The sequence below is a fragment of the Streptomyces tubercidicus genome (genome assembly GCF_027497495.1).
Classification (GTDB): domain Bacteria; phylum Actinomycetota; class Actinomycetes; order Streptomycetales; family Streptomycetaceae; genus Streptomyces; species Streptomyces tubercidicus.
Genome location: NZ_CP114205.1, coordinates 2,708,567 through 2,729,468, shown reverse-complemented (window position 1 = coordinate 2,729,468; position 20,902 = coordinate 2,708,567). Strand labels below are relative to the sequence as shown.

General features: G+C 72.3%; 19 protein-coding genes. 9 read left to right on the top strand and 10 right to left on the bottom strand.

The features are described 5' to 3' along the window. Positions 1-14 precede the first annotated feature (14 nt). Both STRTU_RS11535 and hisN read right to left on the bottom strand, forming a co-directional pair. Positions 15-416 (bottom strand): CBS domain-containing protein, encoded by a 402-nt coding sequence (locus STRTU_RS11535; RefSeq protein WP_159746851.1) that lies wholly within the window; start codon positions 414-416, stop codon positions 15-17. Between the two features lie 150 nt (positions 417-566). Then, positions 567-1,370, bottom strand: coding sequence for a histidinol-phosphatase (hisN, locus tag STRTU_RS11530; protein ID WP_159743459.1), 804 nt, complete (start codon positions 1,368-1,370; stop codon positions 567-569). Between the two features lie 177 nt (positions 1,371-1,547). Between hisN and STRTU_RS11525 the strand changes: the two genes are divergently transcribed. Beyond that, the gene (locus STRTU_RS11525) at positions 1,548-2,297 is read left to right on the top strand and encodes a TetR/AcrR family transcriptional regulator (RefSeq protein WP_159743458.1); all 750 of its coding nucleotides are present in this window, start codon (positions 1,548-1,550) and stop codon (positions 2,295-2,297) included. Positions 2,298-2,361: 64 nt separating this feature from the next. Here STRTU_RS11525 and STRTU_RS11520 read toward each other — a convergent pair whose 3' ends face one another. The 4 genes from STRTU_RS11520 to STRTU_RS11505 form a co-directional block, all read right to left on the bottom strand. Beyond that, positions 2,362-2,685 carry a DMT family transporter gene (locus STRTU_RS11520; RefSeq protein WP_159743457.1) on the bottom strand — a complete coding sequence of 108 codons (324 nt, stop codon included), beginning with the start codon at positions 2,683-2,685 and terminating at the stop codon, positions 2,362-2,364. Between the two features lie 158 nt (positions 2,686-2,843). Continuing rightward, entirely contained in the window at positions 2,844-3,851 is a 1,008-nt protein-coding gene (gene rsgA, locus STRTU_RS11515) for a ribosome small subunit-dependent GTPase A (protein ID WP_159743456.1), read from the bottom strand. Positions 3,852-3,865: 14 nt separating this feature from the next. Next, complete coding sequence (gene aroA, locus STRTU_RS11510; RefSeq protein ID WP_159743455.1) at positions 3,866-5,239, bottom strand: 3-phosphoshikimate 1-carboxyvinyltransferase; 1,374 nt, start codon at positions 5,237-5,239, stop codon at positions 3,866-3,868. A gap of 165 nt (positions 5,240-5,404) precedes the next feature. After that, positions 5,405-6,118 carry a M50 family metallopeptidase gene (locus STRTU_RS11505; RefSeq protein ID WP_159743454.1) on the bottom strand — a complete coding sequence of 238 codons (714 nt, stop codon included), beginning with the start codon at positions 6,116-6,118 and terminating at the stop codon, positions 5,405-5,407. 35 nt (positions 6,119-6,153) lie between these two features. On the opposite strand from STRTU_RS11505, the gene STRTU_RS11500 reads away from it, so the two are divergent. Beyond that, on the top strand, positions 6,154-6,987 hold the full coding sequence (locus STRTU_RS11500; protein WP_159743453.1) for an SOS response-associated peptidase: 834 nt from the start codon (positions 6,154-6,156) through the stop codon (positions 6,985-6,987). A 177-nt stretch (positions 6,988-7,164) separates the two neighbouring features. Next, on the top strand, positions 7,165-7,812 hold the full coding sequence (locus STRTU_RS11495; RefSeq protein WP_159743452.1) for an alpha/beta hydrolase family protein: 648 nt from the start codon (positions 7,165-7,167) through the stop codon (positions 7,810-7,812). A 107-nt stretch (positions 7,813-7,919) separates the two neighbouring features. Here the strand turns inward: STRTU_RS11495 and STRTU_RS11490 are convergent, their stop codons facing one another. Beyond that, complete coding sequence (locus STRTU_RS11490; protein WP_159743451.1) at positions 7,920-8,510, bottom strand: helix-turn-helix domain-containing protein; 591 nt, start codon at positions 8,508-8,510, stop codon at positions 7,920-7,922. Between the two features lie 389 nt (positions 8,511-8,899). Here STRTU_RS11490 and STRTU_RS11485 point away from each other — a divergent pair, with 389 nt between their 5' ends. The 6 genes from STRTU_RS11485 (at position 8,900) to def (ending at position 15,154) form a co-directional block, all read left to right on the top strand. Further along, positions 8,900-9,595, top strand: a complete 696-nt coding sequence (locus STRTU_RS11485; RefSeq protein WP_218039327.1) for a sigma-70 family RNA polymerase sigma factor — start codon at positions 8,900-8,902, stop codon at positions 9,593-9,595. Then, positions 9,592-10,005, top strand: coding sequence for a mycothiol system anti-sigma-R factor (gene rsrA, locus STRTU_RS11480; RefSeq protein WP_159743449.1), 414 nt, complete (start codon positions 9,592-9,594; stop codon positions 10,003-10,005). The genes STRTU_RS11485 and rsrA overlap by 4 nt, the downstream gene beginning before the upstream one ends. A gap of 181 nt (positions 10,006-10,186) precedes the next feature. Next, positions 10,187-11,680 (top strand): HD-GYP domain-containing protein, encoded by a 1,494-nt coding sequence (locus tag STRTU_RS11475; protein WP_159743448.1) that lies wholly within the window; start codon positions 10,187-10,189, stop codon positions 11,678-11,680. Positions 11,681-11,793: 113 nt separating this feature from the next. After that, on the top strand, positions 11,794-13,041 hold the full coding sequence (locus tag STRTU_RS11470; protein WP_159746850.1) for an HD-GYP domain-containing protein: 1,248 nt from the start codon (positions 11,794-11,796) through the stop codon (positions 13,039-13,041). Positions 13,042-13,454: 413 nt separating this feature from the next. Then, positions 13,455-14,441, top strand: coding sequence for a tetratricopeptide repeat protein (locus tag STRTU_RS11465; RefSeq protein WP_159743447.1), 987 nt, complete (start codon positions 13,455-13,457; stop codon positions 14,439-14,441). Positions 14,442-14,509: 68 nt separating this feature from the next. Continuing rightward, entirely contained in the window at positions 14,510-15,154 is a 645-nt protein-coding gene (gene def / locus STRTU_RS11460; RefSeq protein WP_159743446.1) for a peptide deformylase, read from the top strand. A 41-nt stretch (positions 15,155-15,195) separates the two neighbouring features. Here def and STRTU_RS11455 read toward each other — a convergent pair whose 3' ends face one another. From STRTU_RS11455 to STRTU_RS11445, 3 genes are all read right to left on the bottom strand, one after another. Next, positions 15,196-17,160, bottom strand: a complete 1,965-nt coding sequence (locus STRTU_RS11455) for a transglycosylase domain-containing protein (RefSeq protein ID WP_159743445.1) — start codon at positions 17,158-17,160, stop codon at positions 15,196-15,198. A gap of 97 nt (positions 17,161-17,257) precedes the next feature. Continuing rightward, on the bottom strand, positions 17,258-18,310 hold the full coding sequence (locus tag STRTU_RS11450; RefSeq protein ID WP_159743444.1) for a ribonucleotide-diphosphate reductase subunit beta: 1,053 nt from the start codon (positions 18,308-18,310) through the stop codon (positions 17,258-17,260). Next, positions 18,310-20,757 (bottom strand): ribonucleoside-diphosphate reductase subunit alpha, encoded by a 2,448-nt coding sequence (locus STRTU_RS11445; protein ID WP_272591800.1) that lies wholly within the window; start codon positions 20,755-20,757, stop codon positions 18,310-18,312. The genes STRTU_RS11450 and STRTU_RS11445 overlap by 1 nt, the downstream gene beginning before the upstream one ends. Positions 20,758-20,902 lie beyond the last annotated feature (145 nt).

Below are 20,902 nucleotides of genomic sequence, written 5' to 3'. Positions count from 1 at the left end.
AGCCTGTGCGCGGTTCAGGCGGGGATGGGGCGGGGCCGCTCTGTGACGGTTGACCAGCAGCGGATGATGTCGCGTACGGAGACCACGCCGACCGGTTCCTGGTCGTTGAGCACGATCAGATGGCGGAAGCCGCCGCGCACCATGGCGTCCGCGGCATCGACCAGGGTCCAGTCCGGGGCGGCGAAGACCACGTCCGGAGTGGTGTGGGTCTGGGCGGTCTCCCGGTCGGGGTTCTCGCCCGCACCGAGGGAGTTGAGGATGTCGCGCTCGGTGAGGATGCCGATGCCGCTGGTGTCGTTGTCGAGGACCACAGCCGCGCCGATGCGGCGGGCCGCCATCAGCTGCGCCGCCTGGCGGAGGGTGTGAGCGGGCCCGATGGTGAGGACCACCGTGCTCATGGCGTCTTTGACGTACATGGGCATGGAGTGGAGCCACCTCCTTGGTGAATGTGCTTGCGAAGCGGTTCACAAGTTCACAAAGTGGGGGATTCTCATGTTCACATGCCTCCGCGGATGCAACAAGGGCTAACTGTTGGACGGCTGTCCGAATGCGCGCTCCGCCGCAGGTCAGTGCGGGGAATCGCCGAGATAACCCAGCAGATCCTCGTGCAGCAGACCGTTCGAGGCCGCCGCGTTGCCGCTGTGCGGGCCCGGCTTGCCGTCCAGGCCGGTGAACCGGCCGCCGGCCTCGTTCACCACGACCGCACAGGCCGCCATGTCCCACAGCGACAGCTCCGGCTCGGCGCAGATGTCCACCGAACCCTCGGCGATCATCATGTACGGCCAGAAGTCGCCATAGCCCCGGGTGCGCCAGCAGTCCCGGCTCAGGTCCAGGAAGCTGGGCAGCTTGCCGCGCTCCTCCCAGCCGGTCAGCGAGGAGTACGCGAACGAGGCGTCCTGGATGCGGCCGACCTGGGAGACCCGCAACCGGGTCGCGGAGGTCAGGCTGCGGCCGGTGAAGGCTCCCAGACCGTCGGCGGCCCACCAGCGGCGGTTGAGCGCCGGAGCCGAGACAATGCCGACCACCGGGCGGTCACCGCCCTCGCCGCGCTCCATCAGCGCGATCAGCGTCGCCCAGACCGGCACCCCGCGGACGTAGTTCTTGGTGCCGTCGATCGGGTCGATGATCCAGCGGCGCGGCCCCGCGCCCTCGCTGCCGAACTCCTCGCCGAGCACCGCGTCCCGTGGCCGGGCCCGCTGGAGCTGGCCGCGGATGAGCTCTTCGGCGGCCTTGTCCGCCTCGCTCACCGGTGTCATGTCCGGTTTGGTCTCGACCTTGAGGTCGAGCGCCTTGAAGCGCTCCATGGTGGCGGCGTCCGCGGCGTCCGCGAGCACATGGCCGAGACGAAGATCATCGTGATAGTCGGGCATGTGCGAACAGTATCCATTGGTATACGCCGGAGCCACACGGCCATGCGCCGCCCGGCGTGTGGCGGCCCGCGCGCCGCCGGCGGGCACCCCGTCGCGACGACCCTTGACAGTGTCTGGCGGTGCGTCAATTCTGTGCGCACACCGGCTACCCGGGGCCGGCGGCCGGGGAGGCGACGGATGCCCGCAGCGCGTGAATCCTTGCTCGACGCCGCCTATACGGCGCTGACGGAACGGGCCTGGGCGGCCGTGCGGATGGTCGATGTCGCGGCCGCGGCCGGGGTGTCCCGGCAGACGCTCTACAACGAGTTCGGCAGCAAGGAGGGGCTGGCCCGCGCCCTCGTCCGCCGGGAGACCGACCACTACCTCGCCGGGGTCGCACGCGCGCTGTCCCAGGGCGCTCCGGCCGCCGGTGCCGGTGGCGACGCGGCGGGCCGGGTGGCGGCCGCGGCCGCCTGGACGCTGCGGACCGCGCGCGCCAATCCCCTGGTCAGGGCCGCCCTGACCGGCTGCTGGGGCGACCGGTTGCCGACCCCCGCGGTGGCGGTCGGCGAGCCCGCGCCGCCACCGGCCGCCCGGCCCGGCATCCCCGGGCAGCGGACCGCACCGCCGGGGGACGGGCCGCTGCCGGGCCCCGCCGAACTCGTCGGCCGGTTCTGCGATCAGGCGGTCGCGGCGCTGGAGCCCGACTGGCCGGAGGAGCAGCTGCCCGCCCTGGGCACCGCCTGTGAGACCGCGGCGCGGCTGGCCCTGGCCTGTGTGGTCGCTCCCGTGACGCCGGGGGCCGCGCCGTCCCCGGGGAGCGTACGGGCCCAGCGGTCGCGGCGGGAGCTGGAGGCGGAGATGGTCGTCCGGCTCGTACGGGGGGCCTTCGCCCGGTTACCGGCGGGCGGGCGGACGGCCGATGTGTGGCCAGGGGAGCAATGCTGACGAGGCGTCACAAAACAAGCGGTCGGACGAGGCGGATGGGCCCGGCGGTTCCGCCCCCCCACGCTCAGTGCGCAGACCCCGACAACTGCAGCCCCACCACCCCCACGATCACCAGCGTGATGGAGACGATCTTCAGGGTGGAGACCACATCCCCGAGGAAGACCATGCCGTAGATCGCCGTACCGGCCGCGCCGATGCCGGTCCACACCGCGTACGCCGGGCCGACGTCGAGCCTGCGCAGCGCCAGGGTCAGCAGACCGAAGCTGCCGAGGGCGAAGACGGCGAAGGCGATGGTCGGGAACAGGCGGGTGAAGCCGTGCGAGAGCTTGAGGCAGACCGCGAAGCCGGTCTCCAGGATCCCCGCCACCACGACCAGCAGCCACGCCATGTCCCATTGCCTCCGTCAGCTAAGGGCTGTCCCAGGTGAGCGGGCGTCAGAATCACTCCGTACGGCCCCGTCCGGGCGATCAGGGCGTGATCGACCACTGCGCCGACCTTCGTGTGATTATGCCCTTACCTCGGACGGGCGGCGGCAAACTTCGGGGATCAGTCGCCCTCGCGTCGTTCTCGGGTGGCCAGGAGGCGGCGCAGGGAGTAGAGGCGGGCCGGATCGGCGTGGCCGTCGGTGACCCACGCGTCCAGCGCGCAGTCCGGTTCGTCGTGGCTGCAGGCGCGCGGGCAGTCCGCGGTGCCCGGCTCCAGATCCGGGAAGGCGTTGATGACCCGGGACGGGTCGACGTGATGCAGCCCGAACGACCGGACGCCGGGGGTGTCGATGACCCAGCCCGAGTCGTCGGGCAGCGGCAGCGCCAGCGCGGAGGTGGTGGTGTGCCGCCCGCGGCCGGTCACCGCGTTGACGTGTCCGGTGGCCCGGCGGCGCTCCGGGACCAGGGCGTTGACCAGGGTGGTCTTGCCCACTCCGGAGTGCCCGACGAACGCCGTCATCCGGCCCGCGAGGGTGGCCCTGATCCGGTCGGCTGCGCTGCCGTCGGCGAGTTCGTCGCGATTGGTGACGACGTAGGGGACGCCGAGGTCGCCGTAGGACTCCAGCAGGGTGTCCGCGGACGCCAGATCGGACTTGGTCAGCACCAGCAGCGGATCGAGGCCCGCGTCATAGGCGGCGACCAGACAGCGGTCGATGAGCCGGGGGCGCGGCTCGGGGTCGGCGAGCGCGGTGACGATGGCGAGCTGGTCGGCGTTGGCGACCACGACCCGCTCGAACGGGTCGTCATCGTCGGCCGTACGGCGCAGCGTCGACGAGCGCGGCTGGACCCGGACGATCCGGGCCAGGGTGTCCTTGGCGCCGCTCAGATCGCCCACGACAGCGACCCGGTCGCCGACCACCGCGCTCTTGCGGCCCAGCTCGCGGGCCTTCATCGCGGTGACCGTACGGCCGTCGATGAGGCAGGTCAGCCGACCGCGGTCGACGGTCAGCACCAGGCCCTCGCCGGCGTCCTCGTGCTTGGGGCGGATGTTGGTGCGGGGGCGGTTTCCCTTGGGGTTGGGGCGGACGCGGATGTCGTCCTCGTCGGGGTTCTTTCCGTAGCGGCGCATGGCGGCGTCAGCCCTCAGCCTCTCCGGGCGGGTACGGCCGCCGGGTCGAGCATGTCCGTCCACATCGCCGGGAAGTCCGGGAGCGTCTTGGCGGTGGTGGCGACGTTCTCGACCCGCACGCCGTCGACGGCCAGGCCGATGACCGCCGCGGCGGTGGCCAGCCGGTGGTCCTCGTAGGTGTGGAACACCCCGCCGTGCAGGGGGCGCGGCCGGATGTGCAGACCGTCCGCGGTCTCGGTGACGTCGCCGCCGAGTTCGTTGAGCTCCTTGGTGAGCGCGGCCAGCCGGTCGGTCTCGTGCAGCCGCAGGTGCGCCACCCCGCGCAGTGTGGAAGGGGAGTCGGCCAGCGCGGCGACCGCGGCGATGCCGGGGGTCAGCTCGCCGACCTCGCTCAGGTCGACGTCGATGCCGTGGATCCGGCCGCTGCCGGTGAAGGTCAGCCCCCGGTCGGTCAGCTCGCAGGAGCCGCCCATGGTGGTGAAGATCTCGCGCAGCGCGTCACCGGGCTGTGTGGTGTGCTCGGGCCAGTCCGGGATGGTGACCCGGCCGCCGGTGACCAGCGCCGCGGCGAGGAAGGGCTGGGCGTTCGACAGATCCGGCTCGACGACCAGATCGCGGCCGAGCAGCGCGCCCGGGGTGACCCGCCAGACGTTGGGCTCGCCGCCCGCCTCCGGGGTGTCCACCTGCGCGCCGACGCCGCGCAGCATGTCGACGGTCATCCGGATGTGCGGCATGGAGGGCAGCGCGGAGCCCACGTGCCGGACCTCGACGCCCTGGTTGAAGCGGGGTGCGGACAGCAGCAGCGCGCTGACGAACTGGGAGGACGAGGACGCGTCGATCTCCACCCGGCCGCCGTCCAGGCCGCCGCTGCCGAAGACCGTCATGGGCAGCGCCCCGCGGTTGTCGTCGTCGATCCGGGCGCCGAGGGCGCGCAGCGCGTCGATCACACCGCCGAGCGGGCGTTCGTAGGAGCGCGGGTCGCCGTCGAAACGGATCGGGCCGTCGGCGAGGGCGGCGACCGGCGGAAGGAAGCGCATGACCGTGCCGGCGTTGCCGACGTCGATGGTGGCCGGGCCGTGCAGACCCGCGGGGATGATCCGCCAGGCCTCCCCGCCACCGGGCTGCCCGGCGGCGTCCGCGGAACCGGCCGAGCTGGAGGACGCGGTCTCCTCGATACCGACGCCCAGGGTGCGCAGCGCCTCGGCCATCAGGAGCGTGTCCCGGGAGCGCAGCGGGCGGCGCAGCCAGCCGGGCTCGCTGGAGAGGGCGGCCAGCACCAGGCCGCGGTTGGTGACCGATTTGGAGCCGGGCACGGTGACGGTGGCATCGACGGCCCCGGAGGCGAGGGGGGCGGGCCACAGGGCGGGATGTGTGGGGCTCTCGGTCATGCCCTTACTTTAATGGCTGGGCAAGGGTGCCGATCTTGATCAAAAGTGCCGCAACCCCTGTGAGACAGGGCACCGGTACGGCGCTCACGTGCCGGAACCGCGTCCGCGGCGGCACCACCGGCCGGGCCGGCAGGGGAACCGGCCCCCGGCGCGGGGCGGTTGACGTCAGAGGCCGAGCAGCCAGCGCCCGCCGCCGATCAGGGAGCACAGCGTCACCACGTGGAAGAGGCCGAGCCAGATAGCCGCCGGGACATGCGTCAGCCGCGCCAGCTGGTCCGGATCGGAGTCCACCGCCCCGCCCCGGCGCCGCTTGCCCATCAGCTCGAACGGCGGCCGCACCCCGCCCAGCAGCAGGAACCACACCGCCGCATACGCGAACGCCGCCTGCACGTCCGGCGTCGTCAGCCAGGAGACCAGCACGAACGCGGCGCCGGTCAGCACGACCGTGAGCACCCCGTAGGCGTTACGGATCATGATCAGCATCGCCAGAAGCAGCGCGGTGGCGCCCCACAGCAGCGCCGTGATGTGCCCCGCGGCGAGGAGCGCGGCGCCCGCCAGACCGAGCAGCGACGGGGCGATGTAGCCCGCCGCGGCGGTCAGCACCATGCCCAGACCGGTCGGCTTGCCGCGCGAGACGGTCAGCCCCGAGGTGTCGGAGTGCAGCCGGATGCCGTCCAGGCGGCGGCCGGTGAGCAGCGCGATCAGCCCGTGCCCGCCCTCGTGCGCGATGGTGACGGCGTTCCGCGACAGCCGCCAGGCGGTGTGCGGGACGACGGCGCCCAGCGCGAGCACCGCCGTGACGATCACCAGCCAGAGCGAGGGATCGGGCTGGGTCCCGAACACGCGGCTCCATATGTCCGTGAGGTGGTCGGTGTCCATGTCTCCCCTTCGTGTGGCATGGCAGTGTGGCATGCATGTGCGGTAGGTATGCGGCGAGTCGACGCCCCGAGGACCTGGTGGGAATATTCGGCGTGCAGCAGTGGGAGCCGACGGAGACCCTGGCGCCCAGCTGGAACGTGGCGCCCACGGACCAGGTACACGCGGTGCTGGAGCGCCCTCTCAAGGGCGCGGCGGCCGAGACCTTCCCGCCGGGCACCCCGGTGCGCCAGCTGCGGGCGCTGAAGTGGGGCCTGGTCCCGTCGTGGTCGAAATCACCCGAGGCCGCCGCGAAGATGATCAATGCGCGGGGTGAGACGGTGCACGAGAAGCCGTCCTTCCGGCAGGCCTTCGCGACGCGTCGGTGCCTGCTGCCCGGAGACGGGTATTTCGAGTGGGTCACCGACGCCGCGGAGCGGCAGCTGGAGGAGCAGGGCAAGAAGAAGCGGCCCCGTAAGCAGCCGTATTTCGTGACGCCCGCGGACGGCTCCGTGATGGCGATGGCCGGGCTGTACGAGTTCTGGCGGGACCGGACGCTGCCCGGCGATCACCCGCTGGCCTGGTGGGTGACCTGCACGGTCGTCACCACTGAGGCCGAGACCACCCCGCTGGCCGGGGCGGACGGCGGCGCCGGGCCGCAGTCGCTGGCCGATATCCACCCCCGGATGCCGCTGGTGCTGACCCCGGACCGCTGGGACGCCTGGCTCGACCCGGCCCGCACCGACCCGGACGAGCTGCGCGCACTGCTCGCGCCGCCGCCGGCCGGGCTGATGCGCGCCCACCCCGTACCGACCGGGGTCAGCAATGTCCGCAACAACGGGCCCGAGCTGGTCACCGAGCTCGACGGGCCCGAGGTGGGCACGCTGTTCTGAGCCGCCCGCGTCTGAGCCGCCCGCGTCTGAGCCGCCCGCGTCTGAGCCGCCCGCGTCTGAGCCGCCCGCGTCTGAGCCGCCCGCGTCTGAGCCGCCCGCGTCTGAGCCGCCCGCGTCTGAGCCGCCGTGCGGCCCGCCGCGGTGACCTTCCCGCCACGGCACGGGCAGGATGGGCGTATGAGCACTGGGGCGAAGGAGACCGAGACGGTCCCGACACCGGCGGGCGACGCCCGGATCACCTGGTACCGCGAGGCGGAGCCGGCGCGCGCCGTAGTGGCGCTGAGCCATGGCGCCGGCGGCGGCATCGAGGCACGTGACCTGCGGGCCCTGGCGGCCGCGCTGCCCGCCCGCGGCTACCCCGTGGCACTGGTCGAGCAGCCGTGGCGGGTGGCGGGCAAGAAGCTGGCGCCCGCGCCGAAGACCCTGGACACCGGCTGGACCGCGCTGTGGCCGGCGCTGGCGGAGCCGGGGCTGCCGGTCGTCGCCGGCGGCCGGAGCGCCGGGGCCCGGGTGGCCTGTCGTACGGCACGTGAGCTGGGGGCTCGGGCCGTACTGGCGCTGAGCTTTCCGCTGCACCCGCCGGGCAGGCCGGAGAAGTCCCGGGCGGACGAGCTGACCGGCGCCGGGGTGCCGACGCTGGTCGTCCAGGGCGGCCGGGATCCGTTCGGGCGGCCGGAGGAATTCCCGCCGGGGACGGAGCTGACCGAGGTGGCGCACGCCGACCACGGCTTCGCGGTGCCGAAGAAGGCGGGCGTCGGTGAGGCGGAGTCGATGGCCGTGATCACGGACGCGGTGGCGGTCTGGCTGGACGGGCTGTTCGGCTGACGGGCCGGGCGGCGGGCCGGGGCCGCGGCCGAGACGGGGGCGGCTGACCGGGGCCGGGCCGTCCGGGGCCGTCCGGGGCCGCAGCCCGCGCCGCACCGCCGCCCCGTTCAGCCGTCCTGTCCGCGCGGGCGGGCCCGGATATGCATCCGCTCGCCCTGTCTGCCGAAGAGGCTCAGCAGCTCCACCGGCTCGTCGCCCGCCGGGCCGAACCAGTGCGGCAGCCGGGTGTCGAACTCCGCCGCCTCCCCGGCCCGCAGCTCCACATCGCGGTCGGCGAGCAGCAGCCGCAGCCGCCCGGACAGCACGTACAGCCACTCGTAGCCCTCGTGGACGCGCTGCTCGCGCGGGCCGCCGACGGGGTCCAGGATCAGCTTGAACGCCTGCAGCGCGCCCGGCTGACGGGTCAGCGGGATGGCCGTCTTGTCACCCAGCCGCATCGGTGCCGCCCGCACCCGTGGATCGCCGACCTCCGGCGCCCCCACCAGCTCGTCCAGCGGCACCTGATGGGCCTGCGCCAGCGGCAGCAGCAGTTCGAGGGTGGCCTTGCGGCCGCCGGACTCCAGGCGCGACAGGGTGCTCACCGAGATGCCGGTCGCCTCGGAGAGCGCGGTCAGCGTCACCCCGCGCTCCTGGCGCAGCCGCCGCAGCCGCGGGCCCACCTCGGAGAGCACGCGCTCGTGTGCGTGGTCGTCGTTCACCCTTCTATTGCCGAACCGGCAAGCGGCTTTGTCAACCCGTCGTCCGTCCGCGGCCCGTCCGTCCCCGGCTCGTCCCGCCGCAGCGGGTCCGGCCGCGGCCGATCCGCCCCAGCGCGTCCGTCCGAAGCCATGACACCGGATCGGGAATGCCGCGGCGGATACGGCTGTTGTGCGAGGCGTAGCAGTCGAGTACGTCCGGTGAAGCATGAGGAATGGGAGTCCGCCGCATGGGAATCGCTTGCCCGGCCCGCCCGGCCGCCGCCGACCTGCCGTGGTCGCAGATGCAGGTCACGCAGCCCGCCCTGGCTGGAGCGGCGGCCGCACCGGATCGTCGTCTATTCTCCGAATCGGGTGGGTCCGCATCCGGATCCGTGACGGTGTTGGAGGAGGTGGGTCCGGTCACCGGTACCGACGCAGGGACCGACGGCACGGCGCAGGAGCAGGCCCAGGAGAGCGCCGCCGAGCGCAATGCGCGCTTCGAGCGGGACGCGCTCACCTTCCTGGACCAGATGTACTCCGCCGCGCTGCGCATGACGCGCAATCCGGCCGACGCGGAGGACCTGGTGCAGGAGATGTACGCCAAGGCGTATGCGTCCTTCCACCAGTTCCGGGAGGGCACCAACCTCAAGGCCTGGCTCTACCGCATCCTCACGAACACCTTCATCAACTCCTACCGCAAGAAGCAGCGTGAGCCCCAGCGCAGTGCCGCCGAGGAGATCGAGGACTGGCAGCTGGCGCGCGCCGAGTCACATATGTCGACCGGGCTGCGCTCGGCCGAGTCGCAGGCGCTCGACCACCTCCCCGACTCGGACGTGAAGGCCGCGCTCCAGGCGATCCCCGAGGAATTCCGTATCGCGGTGTACCTGGCGGACGTGGAGGGCTTTGCGTACAAGGAGATCGCCGACATCATGGGGACCCCCATCGGCACGGTGATGTCCCGTCTGCACCGTGGCCGGCGCCAACTGCGGGGCATGCTGGAGGATTACGCCCGTGAGCGCGGGCTGGTCCCGGCGGGGGCGGCGGCCGGTGACCCGCAGGCCGCGCAGACGTCGGACGCGCACGACCGGAAAGGCTCGGGATCATGAGCTGCGGAGAGCCGCACGAGAAGGACTGCTCAGAGGTCCTTGACCACCTCTACGAGTATCTCGACCGGGAGATGCCCGCCGGGGAGTGCGCAGACTTCCAGGTGCATCTCGACGAGTGCTCGCCGTGCCTGGAGAAGTACGGCCTGGAGCAGGCCGTCAAGAAGCTCGTCAAGCGCTGCTGCGGCCATGACGACGTCCCCAGCGATCTGCGTTCCAAGGTCATGGGCCGGATCGAGCTCATCCGGGCCGGGGAGACCGTCCCCGAGGTGAGCGTGTTCGAACAGGCCAAGAAGGAACAGGCCGAGCGCGCGCAGGAGGACGCCGCGGCGTCCGCGGCGGAGGAGGGGACCGGTCCGGCCGACGCGACCGGCTCCACCGATGCACGTACCGGGGCTGCACGGGCCGAATAACGCGGCACATCACCCCAAGGGGTGAGTGGCGGGGCCCTCGTCCCGCCCGATCCGCCGATCCGCCTTCCCCGGCGCCCCGGCCCCTCTATTCTCACCGACCCGAGCGCACTGCGGATGCGGCGCGACCGGGCCCCGGCTCCGCACGAGCCCGGGGGAGCGGTGGGCAGGGCGAGGAGGCGCGATGCGAGGACTTCCGGCGGCCGCACGAGGGTATATCGGCTGCGCCGCGCTGGCCGCGGCGCTGTGTGCCGCCCCCGCCGCGGGGCTCGGCGCCGACGCCCCCTGGAGCAGTGCCCTCGCCCTGGCCACCCTGTACGGACTGTGCGAACAGCTGCGCCGCCGCCCGCCGCCGGGCGGCCGGGTCCCGTACGGCACGGCCGCCGGGGCATCGGGGGGCTTCCCCGCCGGATGGGCCAGCCCCGTTCTGCTCGCCGGGGCCTTTCTGCTGCCGCCGCCGCTGGCCGCGCTGGCCGCCGTCCCCGGCGCGCTGAGCGCACCGGCCGAGCCGCGCTTCGCCGCCGCCCGCCGGGTCTGGCACGCCGCCGAGCTGGGTCTCGCCTGCTGGGCCGCCGCCCAGGTGTTCCGGGCCCTCGGCCAACACCCGCTGTCCGCACCGCAGTTCCCCCTGGTGCTGCTGCCGGCCGCGGCGGCCGCGGCCACCTTCTGCGCGGTGCTCGCGGTACTCGGCGGCGGGGTGCTGGCCACCGCCGAGCGGCACCCCGTCCGCACCGCCTGGCGCGGGCTGCTGGCCCGCTCGCTGGGGCCGCAACTGGTGCACGGCCTGGCCGGGTTGATGATGGCGGTCCTGTGGCGCAGCTCGTACGGGCCGCCGGCGGCGCTGCTGGTGCTGCTGCCGATGTACCTCTCCTGCTGGGTCTTCGACCGGTACCACCGGGAACGCGCCGCCCATCGGGCCACCATCCGCGCCCTCGTCCAGGCCGTGGACATCAAGGACCGCTACACCCGCGGGCACAGCGAGCGGGTCGGGCGCGCCTCGGTGATGATCGCCCGGGAGCTGGGCCTGCCGGAGGACCGGATGGAGGCGCTGCGGTTCGCCGGCATCCTGCACGACGTCGGCAAACTCGGCGTCCCCACCCGGCTGTTGCGCAAGGACGGGCCGCTGACCCCACAGGAGCGCCGGGTCATCGAGCTGCACCCGGAGTACGGGCACGAGATCGTGCGCGGCATCGGCTTCCTGGAGGAGGCGCGGGCGGCGATCCTGCACCACCATGAGCGACTGGACGGCAGCGGCTACCCCTACGGGCTGACAGGGCATCAGATCCCGGAGGTGGCACGGGTGGTGGCGGTCGCGGACGCCTTCGACGCGATGACCTCGACCCGTTCCTACCGCCGGGCCCGGCCGGTGCCGGTGGCCGTCGCGGAGCTGCGCAAGTGCGCCGGCACACAGTTCGATCCGCGGATGGTCCGCGCGCTGCTGGCCTCGCTTGACCGCTACGGCTGGCATCCGGACGTGGTGACGGCGGCGGACGCGGAGCCCGCCACGGGGCGGTCCGGGCGGGGCGGCAGGCAACCGCAGGAGGCCGGGGGCGGGGCGCCCGCGCCGGTGGAGCCCGTCCCGGTGGAGCCCGTGCCGGTGGACCCGGTCCCGGTGGAGCCCGTCCCCGTCGTGCCGGTGCCGTGGCCCGAACGCGCCGGGCGGGACGGTGGCCGGTGAGCGGCGCCGCGGAGGAGCCCCGGCGCATCCGGCCGGCCGGGCGCCCGGCGGACCGGGCCCCCGCGCCCGGCGCCCCGCGCCTCACCGTGCCGGGCGCCTGCGGCAGCGCCGTCATCGCCGCGGTCTACGCCCCGGCCGCCGCGCTGGCGTGCTGGTCGCTGGGCCGCACGCTGTGGGACGGCCTGGCCGAGCCCGGGATCGCGCTGGCCTTCGGGGTGCTGATCACGGTCGGCGAGCTGGTGGGGCAGGGGCCCGCCCCGGCGGCCGGGGGCGTACGGGTGCCGGGGGCGCGGGAAGGCGCACCGCTCGGCGCGGCCGGTGCGCTCGCCTACGCCCTGCTCGGTGAGGCCGGCGGACGGCCCACGACCCATGGCGTCCTCCAGGTCGTGACCGTGGTCCTGGCGGCCGGTCTGGTCGGCACCGTTCCGCGGCTCGCGCGGGGGCAGGGACCGGCGCTCGCCCCTCTCGCACGCCGGGTGCTGACCACCGGCTTCGCCGCCACCTGCTTCCAGCCCCTCTACAACACCGGGACGCTGGGCTCCTGGGTGGCCTCCGGCCCGGTCTACCCGTTCTTCCTGATCGCTCTGCTGGCACTGACCGCGCTGTGTGACGCGGTCCTGGTGGCCGCGCTCGCCCGTGCCCGCACCGGCTGGCCGTACGGGCCGCTGTTGCGCGACGAGTTGCGGGCGCTGCTCGGCATCGGCTCTGCGGTCTGTGCCACCGGGGTGGTGATCTCGCTGGCCACCGCGGTCGCCGGGCTGTGGGCGCTGCCGGTGTTCTGTCTGCCGCTGCTGCTGACCCAGTTCGCCTTCCGCCGGTTCGCGGCGGTCCGCGCCACCTACGGCCAGACCATCGCCTCGCTGGCCCGTTCCACCGAGATCGCCGGTTACACCCCGCACGGCCATGCCCGCAGGGTGGCCGCGCTCAGCCGTGCCGTGGGCCGTGAACTCGGCCTGAACGCACCGGATCTGGACGTGCTCGAACATGCCGCGCTGATGCATGACATCGGCCAGCTCTCGCTGCTGGACCCGGTGCCCGACGGGGCGACCGCGCCGCTGCCGCCCGCCGAACAGCGCCGGATCGCGCTGCTGGGCGGCGCGGTGGTCCGGCAGACCGGTGTCCCCGCCGAGGTCGCGGTGATCGTCGAGCGACAGGCCGATCCGTACCGCGAGCAGCCCGTCACGGCACGTATCGTCCGGACCGTCAACGCCTACGACGACCTGGCGGGGGAGTCCGCGGGGCCGGGCGGCCCGCTGCGCGCGCTGGAGCGGCTGCGACTGTCCACCGCGCGGGACCACGAGCCCCGGGTCGTCGAGGCGCTGGCCAGGGTCCTGGCCTGCGGCGGCCTCACGGCTAGGTAGAGCCCTCATGGCTAGGTAGAGCCCTCGCGGCTAGGCAGAGCCCTCGCACCCTCTATGTCCCGACAATGCCGGATACGCCCGGCACCCGGCGCCCGACGGCACCCCGCGAACGCCCCATCCGCCCCGTCCGCCCCAGCCGCCACACCCCCGCCGCCACGCCCTCACCGAGCCCCGGAGGTCGTGGAACCCATGGGTAATGAGCGGCCTCCGAGATGGGCATGGTTGGATGCGAAGGAAGCCCCTTTCAGGGGGTTCAGGGGGTCGGCGAAGGGCAAGGAGCCGCAGGGGGACCGGCAAACCGGGCTGAGCCCGGCGGCAATCTGTGGCAGGTTGTCGAGTGGGCCCCCAGAAGCCCCGGACGCCGCTCGGGACCCCACCTCAGCGGCATCAAGAGCAACCAGCAGGCGGGAATCGTGAGGATCTTCGGCAAGGTACGGCATCGGCCCTCCGCCTCGTGGCGGCAGGCGACCGACCGGGCTTTCACGCTGATCGGCGACGGCCGTTACGAGGACGCGGGAGCGCTGCTGACCCGCGCCGCGGACATGGAGCCGTGGCTCTCGGAGTCCTGGTTCAACCTGGCCCTGCTGCACAAGTTCCGGCACGACTGGGAACAGGCACGGGCCGCCGGACTGCGCGCGGTCGCGCTGCTGGACCGGGAGAGCGGGGCCCCCGACTGGTGGAACGTCGGCATCGCCGCCACCGCCCTGCAGGACTGGCCGCTGGCCCGCCGCGCCTGGCAGGCGTACGGCCTCAAGGTCCCCGGCGGCGGTTCCCCGACCGGCGAACCGCTCGGTATGGCCCTGGGCAGCGCCGCGGTCCGGCTCTCCCCGGAGGGCGAGGCCGAGGTCGTCTGGGGCCGCCGGCTGGACCCGGCCCGTATCGAGGTGCTGTCGATCCCGCTGCCGTCCTCCGGGCGGCGCTGGGGCGAGGTGGTGCTGCACGACGGCGTCCCGCACGGCGAGCGCACGACCGCAGCGGGACCCTCCTACCCGGTCTTCGACGAGATCGAGCTGTGGGCGCCCTCCCCGGTCCCCACCTGGGTGGTGCTCCTGGAGGCCGCCACGGAGGCCGACCGGGACGCCCTGGAGCGGCTGGCGGCCGATGCGGGCTTCGCCGCCGAGGACTGGTCGTCCTCGGTGCGGCTGCTGTGCCGTACGTGCTCGGAGAGCCGGATGCCCAGCGACGAGGGCGAGGGCGAGCATCTCGACCCGCACGACCACAGTGAGCCCGGCCACCCCGGCCCGCTCGGCCACCGCACCACGGGCTCCGGTTCGCTGTGGGTGCCGGAGCGCGAGTGCGGTATCGCGGCGCCGTCCGCCCTGGTGCGCGGCCTGCTGGACGGCTGGGTCGCGGACAGCCCGGACACCCGGGAATGGCGTGATCTCGAAGAGGTCTGCTGAGGGCCCGGCCGCGCCCCCGTAGGCTGTAGGGCGACTATTCAGGGTTTTCAGGAAGGCGTACGGCGGAGATGGCCCAGCAGCCTGTGTTTGATCAAGACGGTGACCAGCGCGTGGACGAGGAATTCATCGACGACGTCACGGACGCCGAGGAGCGGGAGACGGCCCACCGCGAGCGCGGCACCTCCCGGCCGATCACGGTCGTCGGCAATCCGGTGCTCCACAAGGAGTGCAAGGACGTCACGGCGTTCGACGACGAGCTCGGCCGGCTCATCGACGACATGTTCGCCAGCCAGCGCACCGCCGAGGGCGTGGGCCTGGCCGCCAACCAGATCGGGGTGGACCTGAAGGTCTTCGTCTACGACTGCCTGGACGACGAGGGCGTCCGGCATGTCGGGGCGGTCTGCAACCCCGTACTGGACGAGCTGCCCGCCGAGCGCCGGATCCTGGACGACTCCAACGAGGGCTGTCTGTCCGTGCCCGGTGCCTACGCCGAGCTGCCCCGCCCCGACTACGCCGTGGTCCGCGGCCAGGACGCCAAGGGCGAGACGGTCGCGATCCGGGGCACCGGCTACTTCGCCCGCTGCCTCCAGCACGAGACGGATCACCTCTACGGCTACCTGTACATCGACCGGCTCAGCAAGCGGGAGCGCAAGGACGCGCTGAAGCAGATGGCCGAGCGGGAGCCGCGCTACCCCGTCGTCGCCAACGACTGAGACGCGCGGGCGCCCGGCCGGCAGCCGGGCGCCCGCCCGTGTCACGACCCCTGCTGATACTCCCGCCAGATCTTCGGCGGGATCGTCGTCCCCAGCTCGCTCTTGTCGCCGCCGACGCCCTGCATCGGCAACAGGGCGGGGGCGCCCGCCTTGTTGCGGAACACGGTGACGGCGGTGGTCGGCTCGCTGCCGTCCGCGGGGCGGGGGGCGCGGCCGAGGTCGCTCCACTTTCTCGCGTCGGTGCCGGGAGCGGGGCCGAGGTCCGGCTGCCCGGCAGACGGACTGCCGATGAACCACGCCGACTTCATCCGGTCGCCCGGCTCCGTGGCGCCGGCCGCCACCGTCTGCTTGAGGTCCAGCTTGTCCGACGGCCGCAGGGCGCGCCGGGCCACCCCCTGCAGGGCACCTGACACCTCCTGGGCGACCTCGGCATCGAGGACCTGCTTGGCCTCGGGGCGGCTCAGGCCGGGCACCTTCTTGCCGTCGTAGGTCATCTTGGACACCGCGTACGGCTCCTGGTGCAGCCCGTCGTTGGCGAAGGTCGTGTAGGCGCTCGCCATCCGGATCGCGCTGGGCGCGGAGGTGCCCAGCGGGAAGGTCTGCTCCAGCTGCGCCATGCTCTCCTTGCGCAGCCCCGCGTCCACCGCGACATCCCGGATCCGCTCCAGCCCGATGCTCTTCCCGGCCGCGACGAACGGCGGATTCTGGGCCTTGGCCAGGGCCGCGAACAGATCCTCGGCCGTGGTCTGCTCGCGGCCCACCGTCGGTTTCGGGGAGCCCCCGAATGCACTGGCGTCGTCGGCCTGCTGCTGGAGCGCGGCCGCCAGCACGAACGGCTTGAAGGCGGACCCGGCCGGGACCGCCGAGGTGTCCGCGTTGTTGTTGAAATGCTTGGTGGCGTCCACGCCGCCGTACAGCGCGAGGATCGCCCCGTCCTTGGGACGTACGGAAGCCGCGCCGAATTGCACATGGGTGTCGGCGCGGCGGTGCTTCGGATCGATGGTGTCCCGGCGCACCTTGTTGACGGCCTTTTCCAGGCGCTGGGTGCGGTTTTTGTCGAAGGTGGTGTAGATCTGATAGCCGCCGCGCGCCAGGTCCTTGTCGGTCAGTCCGGTGCCGGCCTTGATGAACTTATTGGCGATATTGATGAGATAGCCGGTCTGGCCGGCCTGGCTGGTGGGTTTCGACAGCTTCCGGGGCTCCGGGAACGTGCGGTACTTCGCCCGCTCCGCCCGGCTCATCTTCCCGGTGGCGACCTGCCGGTCGAGTATCCACTTCCAGCGGGCCTCGGCCCGCGCGTGATTGGCCTTGCTCAGCCCGGGATCGTACTGCTCCGACCCCTTGAGCGTGGCGGCCAGCAAGGCGCTCTGACTGGGATTCAGGTCCTTGGCGTCAATGCCGTAATACGCATTGGCGGCGGCCTGGATTCCATAGGAATCGCGGCCGAACCAGCTGGTGTTGAGGTATCCGCGGAGAATGTCTTGCTTGGACTTCTCGTTGTGCACCTTCAGCGAAATGATGAATTCCTTCACCTTGCGGGTGAGCGTCTGGTCCTGTGAGAGATAGGTGTTCTTCACATACTGCTGGGTGATGGTGGAACCGCCCTGGGTGTCCCCGCCGGTGACCATGCTGAGCACGGCGCGGCCGATGCCTTGGAGCGAGATACCGAAGTCGCTGTAGAAGTCGGCGTTCTCCGCGGAGATCGCGGCGTTCTCGACGGAGTCGGGCATCTCGTCGAGGCTGATGTTCTGCCGGTTGACGGCGCCCACGCTCACCATGTCGCTGCCGTCCGACCAGTGATAGACGGTGGCTTGCTGGCGCGCCAGTTCGTTTTCGTCGGGCACGTCGATCTTCGCGTAGACCACGGCGAACAGCCCGGCCAGGCCGAGAACGCAGAGCGAGAGGGCACCGAGCCACTGGCGCCATGACGGCAGCCAGCGGCGCGGGCCCTCTCGCCCCTGCCGCGGATAGTCGAGGAACCGGCGACGCCCCTTCGTTCCCTTCATGATCCGATAGACCGGATGGCACCCGGTTCCGGTTGCCGAGGTAACAGAACGCTCACAAACGGCGTGTCGTCAGAGTGAAGGGGCGTCGCGGATGCTGCTAGAAGTCGTCGTCGAAGGAGACCGAACCCTCGACGGCGACCTGATAGGCGGACGCCCGGCGCTCGAAGAAGTTGGTCAGCTCCTGGACGTTCTGCAGCTCCATGAAGGAGAACGGGTTCTCCGAGCCGTAGACCGGCGCGAAGCCGAGCCGCTGCAGCCGCTGGTCCGCGACGCACTGCAGATACTCGCGCATCGACGCGGTGTTCATGCCCGGCAGGCCGTCACCGCACAGGTCACGGCCGAACTGCAGCTCCGCCTCGACGGCCTCCTTGAGCATCTCGGTGACCTGCTGCTCCAGCTTGTCGTCGAACAGGTCGGGCTCCTCCTGGCGGACGGTGTCCACCACGGAGAACGCGAACTCCATGTGCATGGACTCGTCGCGGAAGACCCAGTTGGTGCCGGTCGCCAGCCCGTGCAGCAGCCCGCGCGAGCGGAACCAGTACACGTACGCGAAGGCGCCGTAGAAGAACAGCCCCTCGATGCAGGCCGCGAAGCAGATCAGATTGAGCAGGAACCGGCGCCGGTCGGCCCGGGACTCCAGCCGGTCGATGCTCTCGACCGAGTCCATCCACTTGAAGCAGAACTCCGCCTTCTCGCGGATCGACGGGATGTTCTCCACCGCCGCGAAGGCCGCGGCGCGGTCGTCCGGGTCGGGCAGGTAGGTGTCCAGCAGCGTCAGATAGAACTGGACGTGCACGGCCTCCTCGAAGAGCTGACGGCTCAGGTACAGCCGCGCCTCGGGGGAGTTGATGTGCTTGTACAGCGTCAGCACCAGGTTGTTGGCGACGATCGAGTCGCCGGTCGCGAAGAACGCCACCAGCCGGCCGATCATGTGCTGCTCACCCGGCGAGAGCTTGGCGAGGTCGGCGACGTCCGAGTGGAGGTCGACCTCCTCCACGGTCCAGGTGTTCTTGATGGCGTCTCGGTAGCGGTCGTAGAACTCCGGGTACCGCATCGGACGCAGCGTCAGCTCGAAGCCCGGGTCGAGGAGGTTCTTCTCACCGGTGGTGGCGGTGTGCGCGGCGGAGGCGTTGGGGGTCTCGGTAGTCATTACTGGCAGGCCTCGCAGGACTCGGGGTTTTCCAGGGAGCAGGCGACCGCCTCGGGGTCGGTGGCCTGCTGCGGTACGGGGGCGGCGGCGGCCGAGGTGCCGCGCGCCGACTGGGCGATCCGGGTCGCCGGCCGCGAACGCAGGTAGTACGTCGTCTTGATGCCGCGCTTCCAGGCGTAGGCGTACATCGAGCTGAGCTTGCCGATGGTCGGCGAGGCCATGAAGAGGTTCAGCGACTGGCTCTGGTCGAGGTAGGGCGTACGGGCCGCGGCCATGTCGATCAGGGCGCGCTGCGGGATCTCCCAGGCGGTGCGGTACAGCGCCCGGACCTCCTCCGGGATCCACTCGACGTCCTGCACCGAGCCGTTGGCCTCGCGCAGCGCGTCCCGGGTCCGCGCGTCCCACAGCCCCAGCGCCTTGAGCTCCTCAATCAGATACGCGTTGACCTGAAGGAACTCGCCGGACAGCGTTTCGCGCTTGAAGAGGTTGGAGACCTGCGGCTCGATGCACTCGTACACGCCCGCGATCGAGGCGATGGTCGCGGTCGGCGCGATCGCCAGCAGCAGCGAGTTACGCATCCCGGTCGCGGCGATACGGGTACGCAGCGCCGCCCAGCGGTCCGCCCAGCGGGGCTCGGCGTTGGGGTAGTGGTCGGGGTGCAGCACACCGCGCGCCGTACGCGTCGCGGACCAGGCCTCGTGCGGGCCGTGCCGCTCGGCGAGGTCGGCGGACGCCTCGTAGGCGGCGAGCATGATCCGCTCGGAAATACGGGTCGACAGCTCCTGCGCCTCGGGCGAGTCGAAGGGCAGCCGCAGCCGGAAGAACACGTCCTGCAGGCCCATCAGGCCCAGACCGACCGGGCGCCAGCGGGAGTTGGACGCCCCGGCCTGCTCGGTCGGGTAGAAGTTGATGTCCACGACCCGGTCGAGGAAGGTGACGGCCGTACGGACCGTGGCGTCCAGCCGCTCCCAGTCCATCTCGCCGTGCTCACCCAGGTGCGCCGCGAGGTTGACCGACCCCAGGTTGCAGACCGCGGTCTCCCCGTCGTTGGTCACCTCCAGGATCTCCGTGCAGAGGTTGGAGGAGTGTACGACCTGGCCGGGCTCGGCGGTCTGGTTGGCGGTGCGGTTGGCGGCGTCCTTGAACGTCATCCAGCCGTTGCCGGTCTGCGCCAGGGTGCGCATCATGCGGGAGTACAGCACCCGGGCGGGGATCTGCTTGATCGCCCGGCCGTCGGCCTCCAGCTTGCGGTAGGCGGCGTCGAACGCGTCGCCCCACAGGTCCACCAGCTCCGGGGCGTCCGAGGGCGAGAACAGCGACCAGTCGGCGTCCGCCTCCACCCGGCGCATGAACTCGTCCGGGATCCAGTGGGCGATGTTCAGGTTGTGCGTCCGGCGCGCCTCCTCACCGGTGTTGTCCCGCAGCTCCAGAAACTCCTCGATGTCCGCGTGCCAGGTCTCCAGGTAGACGCAGGCGGCGCCCTTGCGCCGGCCGCCCTGGTTCACGGCCGCGACCGAGGCGTCCAGGGTGCGCAGGAACGGCACGATGCCGTTGGAGTGCCCGTTGGTGCCGCGGATCAGCGAACCGCGGGCGCGGATACGGGAGTACGACAGGCCGATGCCGCCCGCGTGCTTCGAGAGCCGCGCGACCTGGTGGTAGCGGTCGTAGATCGAGTCCAGCTCGTCCAGCGGCGAGTCCAGCAGGTAGCAGGACGACATCTGCGGGTGGCGGGTGCCGGAGTTGAAGAGGGTGGGGGAGGAGGGCAGGTACGACAGCGAGCTGGTGAGGCGGTAGAGCTCGGCGACGTCGTCCAGCGCGCGCTCGCTGCCCTCCTCGGAATCAGCAGTCTCGGCGAGACCGCAGGCCACCCGGAGCAGGAAGTGCTGCGGGGTCTCGATGACCTGACGGGTGGTGGGGTGCCGCAGCAGGTAGCGCGAGTGCAGGGTGCGCAGCCCGAAGTACCCGAAGCGGTCGTCGGCGCCGTCGGCCAGCGCCCGGTCCACCAGCGCGTCCAGCCGGGCGGCGTGGGCCCGTACGAACTCCGCGGTCTCGTCGGCGATCAGCCCCTCACGGTGGCCGGTCTCGACGGAGGCGGAGAAGGCGACGGCTCCCTGTCCGGCCGCCTCTTCCGCGATGGCGAGGGTGAGCAGCCGCGCCGCGAGCTTGGAGTACTGCGGCTCGTCGCCGATCAGACCGGCCGCGGCATCGGTGGCCAGCGACCGCAGTTCGGCCGCGTCGGAGCCGGCGTGCCGGCCGCGCAGGGCGGCGGCGGCCACCTTGCCGGGGTCGGTCGCGGTCAGGTCCTCGGTCAGCTCGGTCAGGGTGCGCAGCAGGGCGGTACCCGGACCGTCCTCGCCCGGTGCGTCCTCGGCGGCACCGGGAGGCGTGGCCACCGCGGGCGGTACGACCTCGGCGTCTGACGCGGGCTCCGTTGGCGCGATGGTCACGCGATGCTCTCCCTCACACAGCGGGGGCCGGGAGGGGCGGACGCGACGGGCGCACGCGGGCATGCGGCACCCCCTGACGGCAGGGGTGCGCGGACCACACCACGCGGCGTCCACCGGCCCAACCCTCGGGGCCCGGACGTATCGA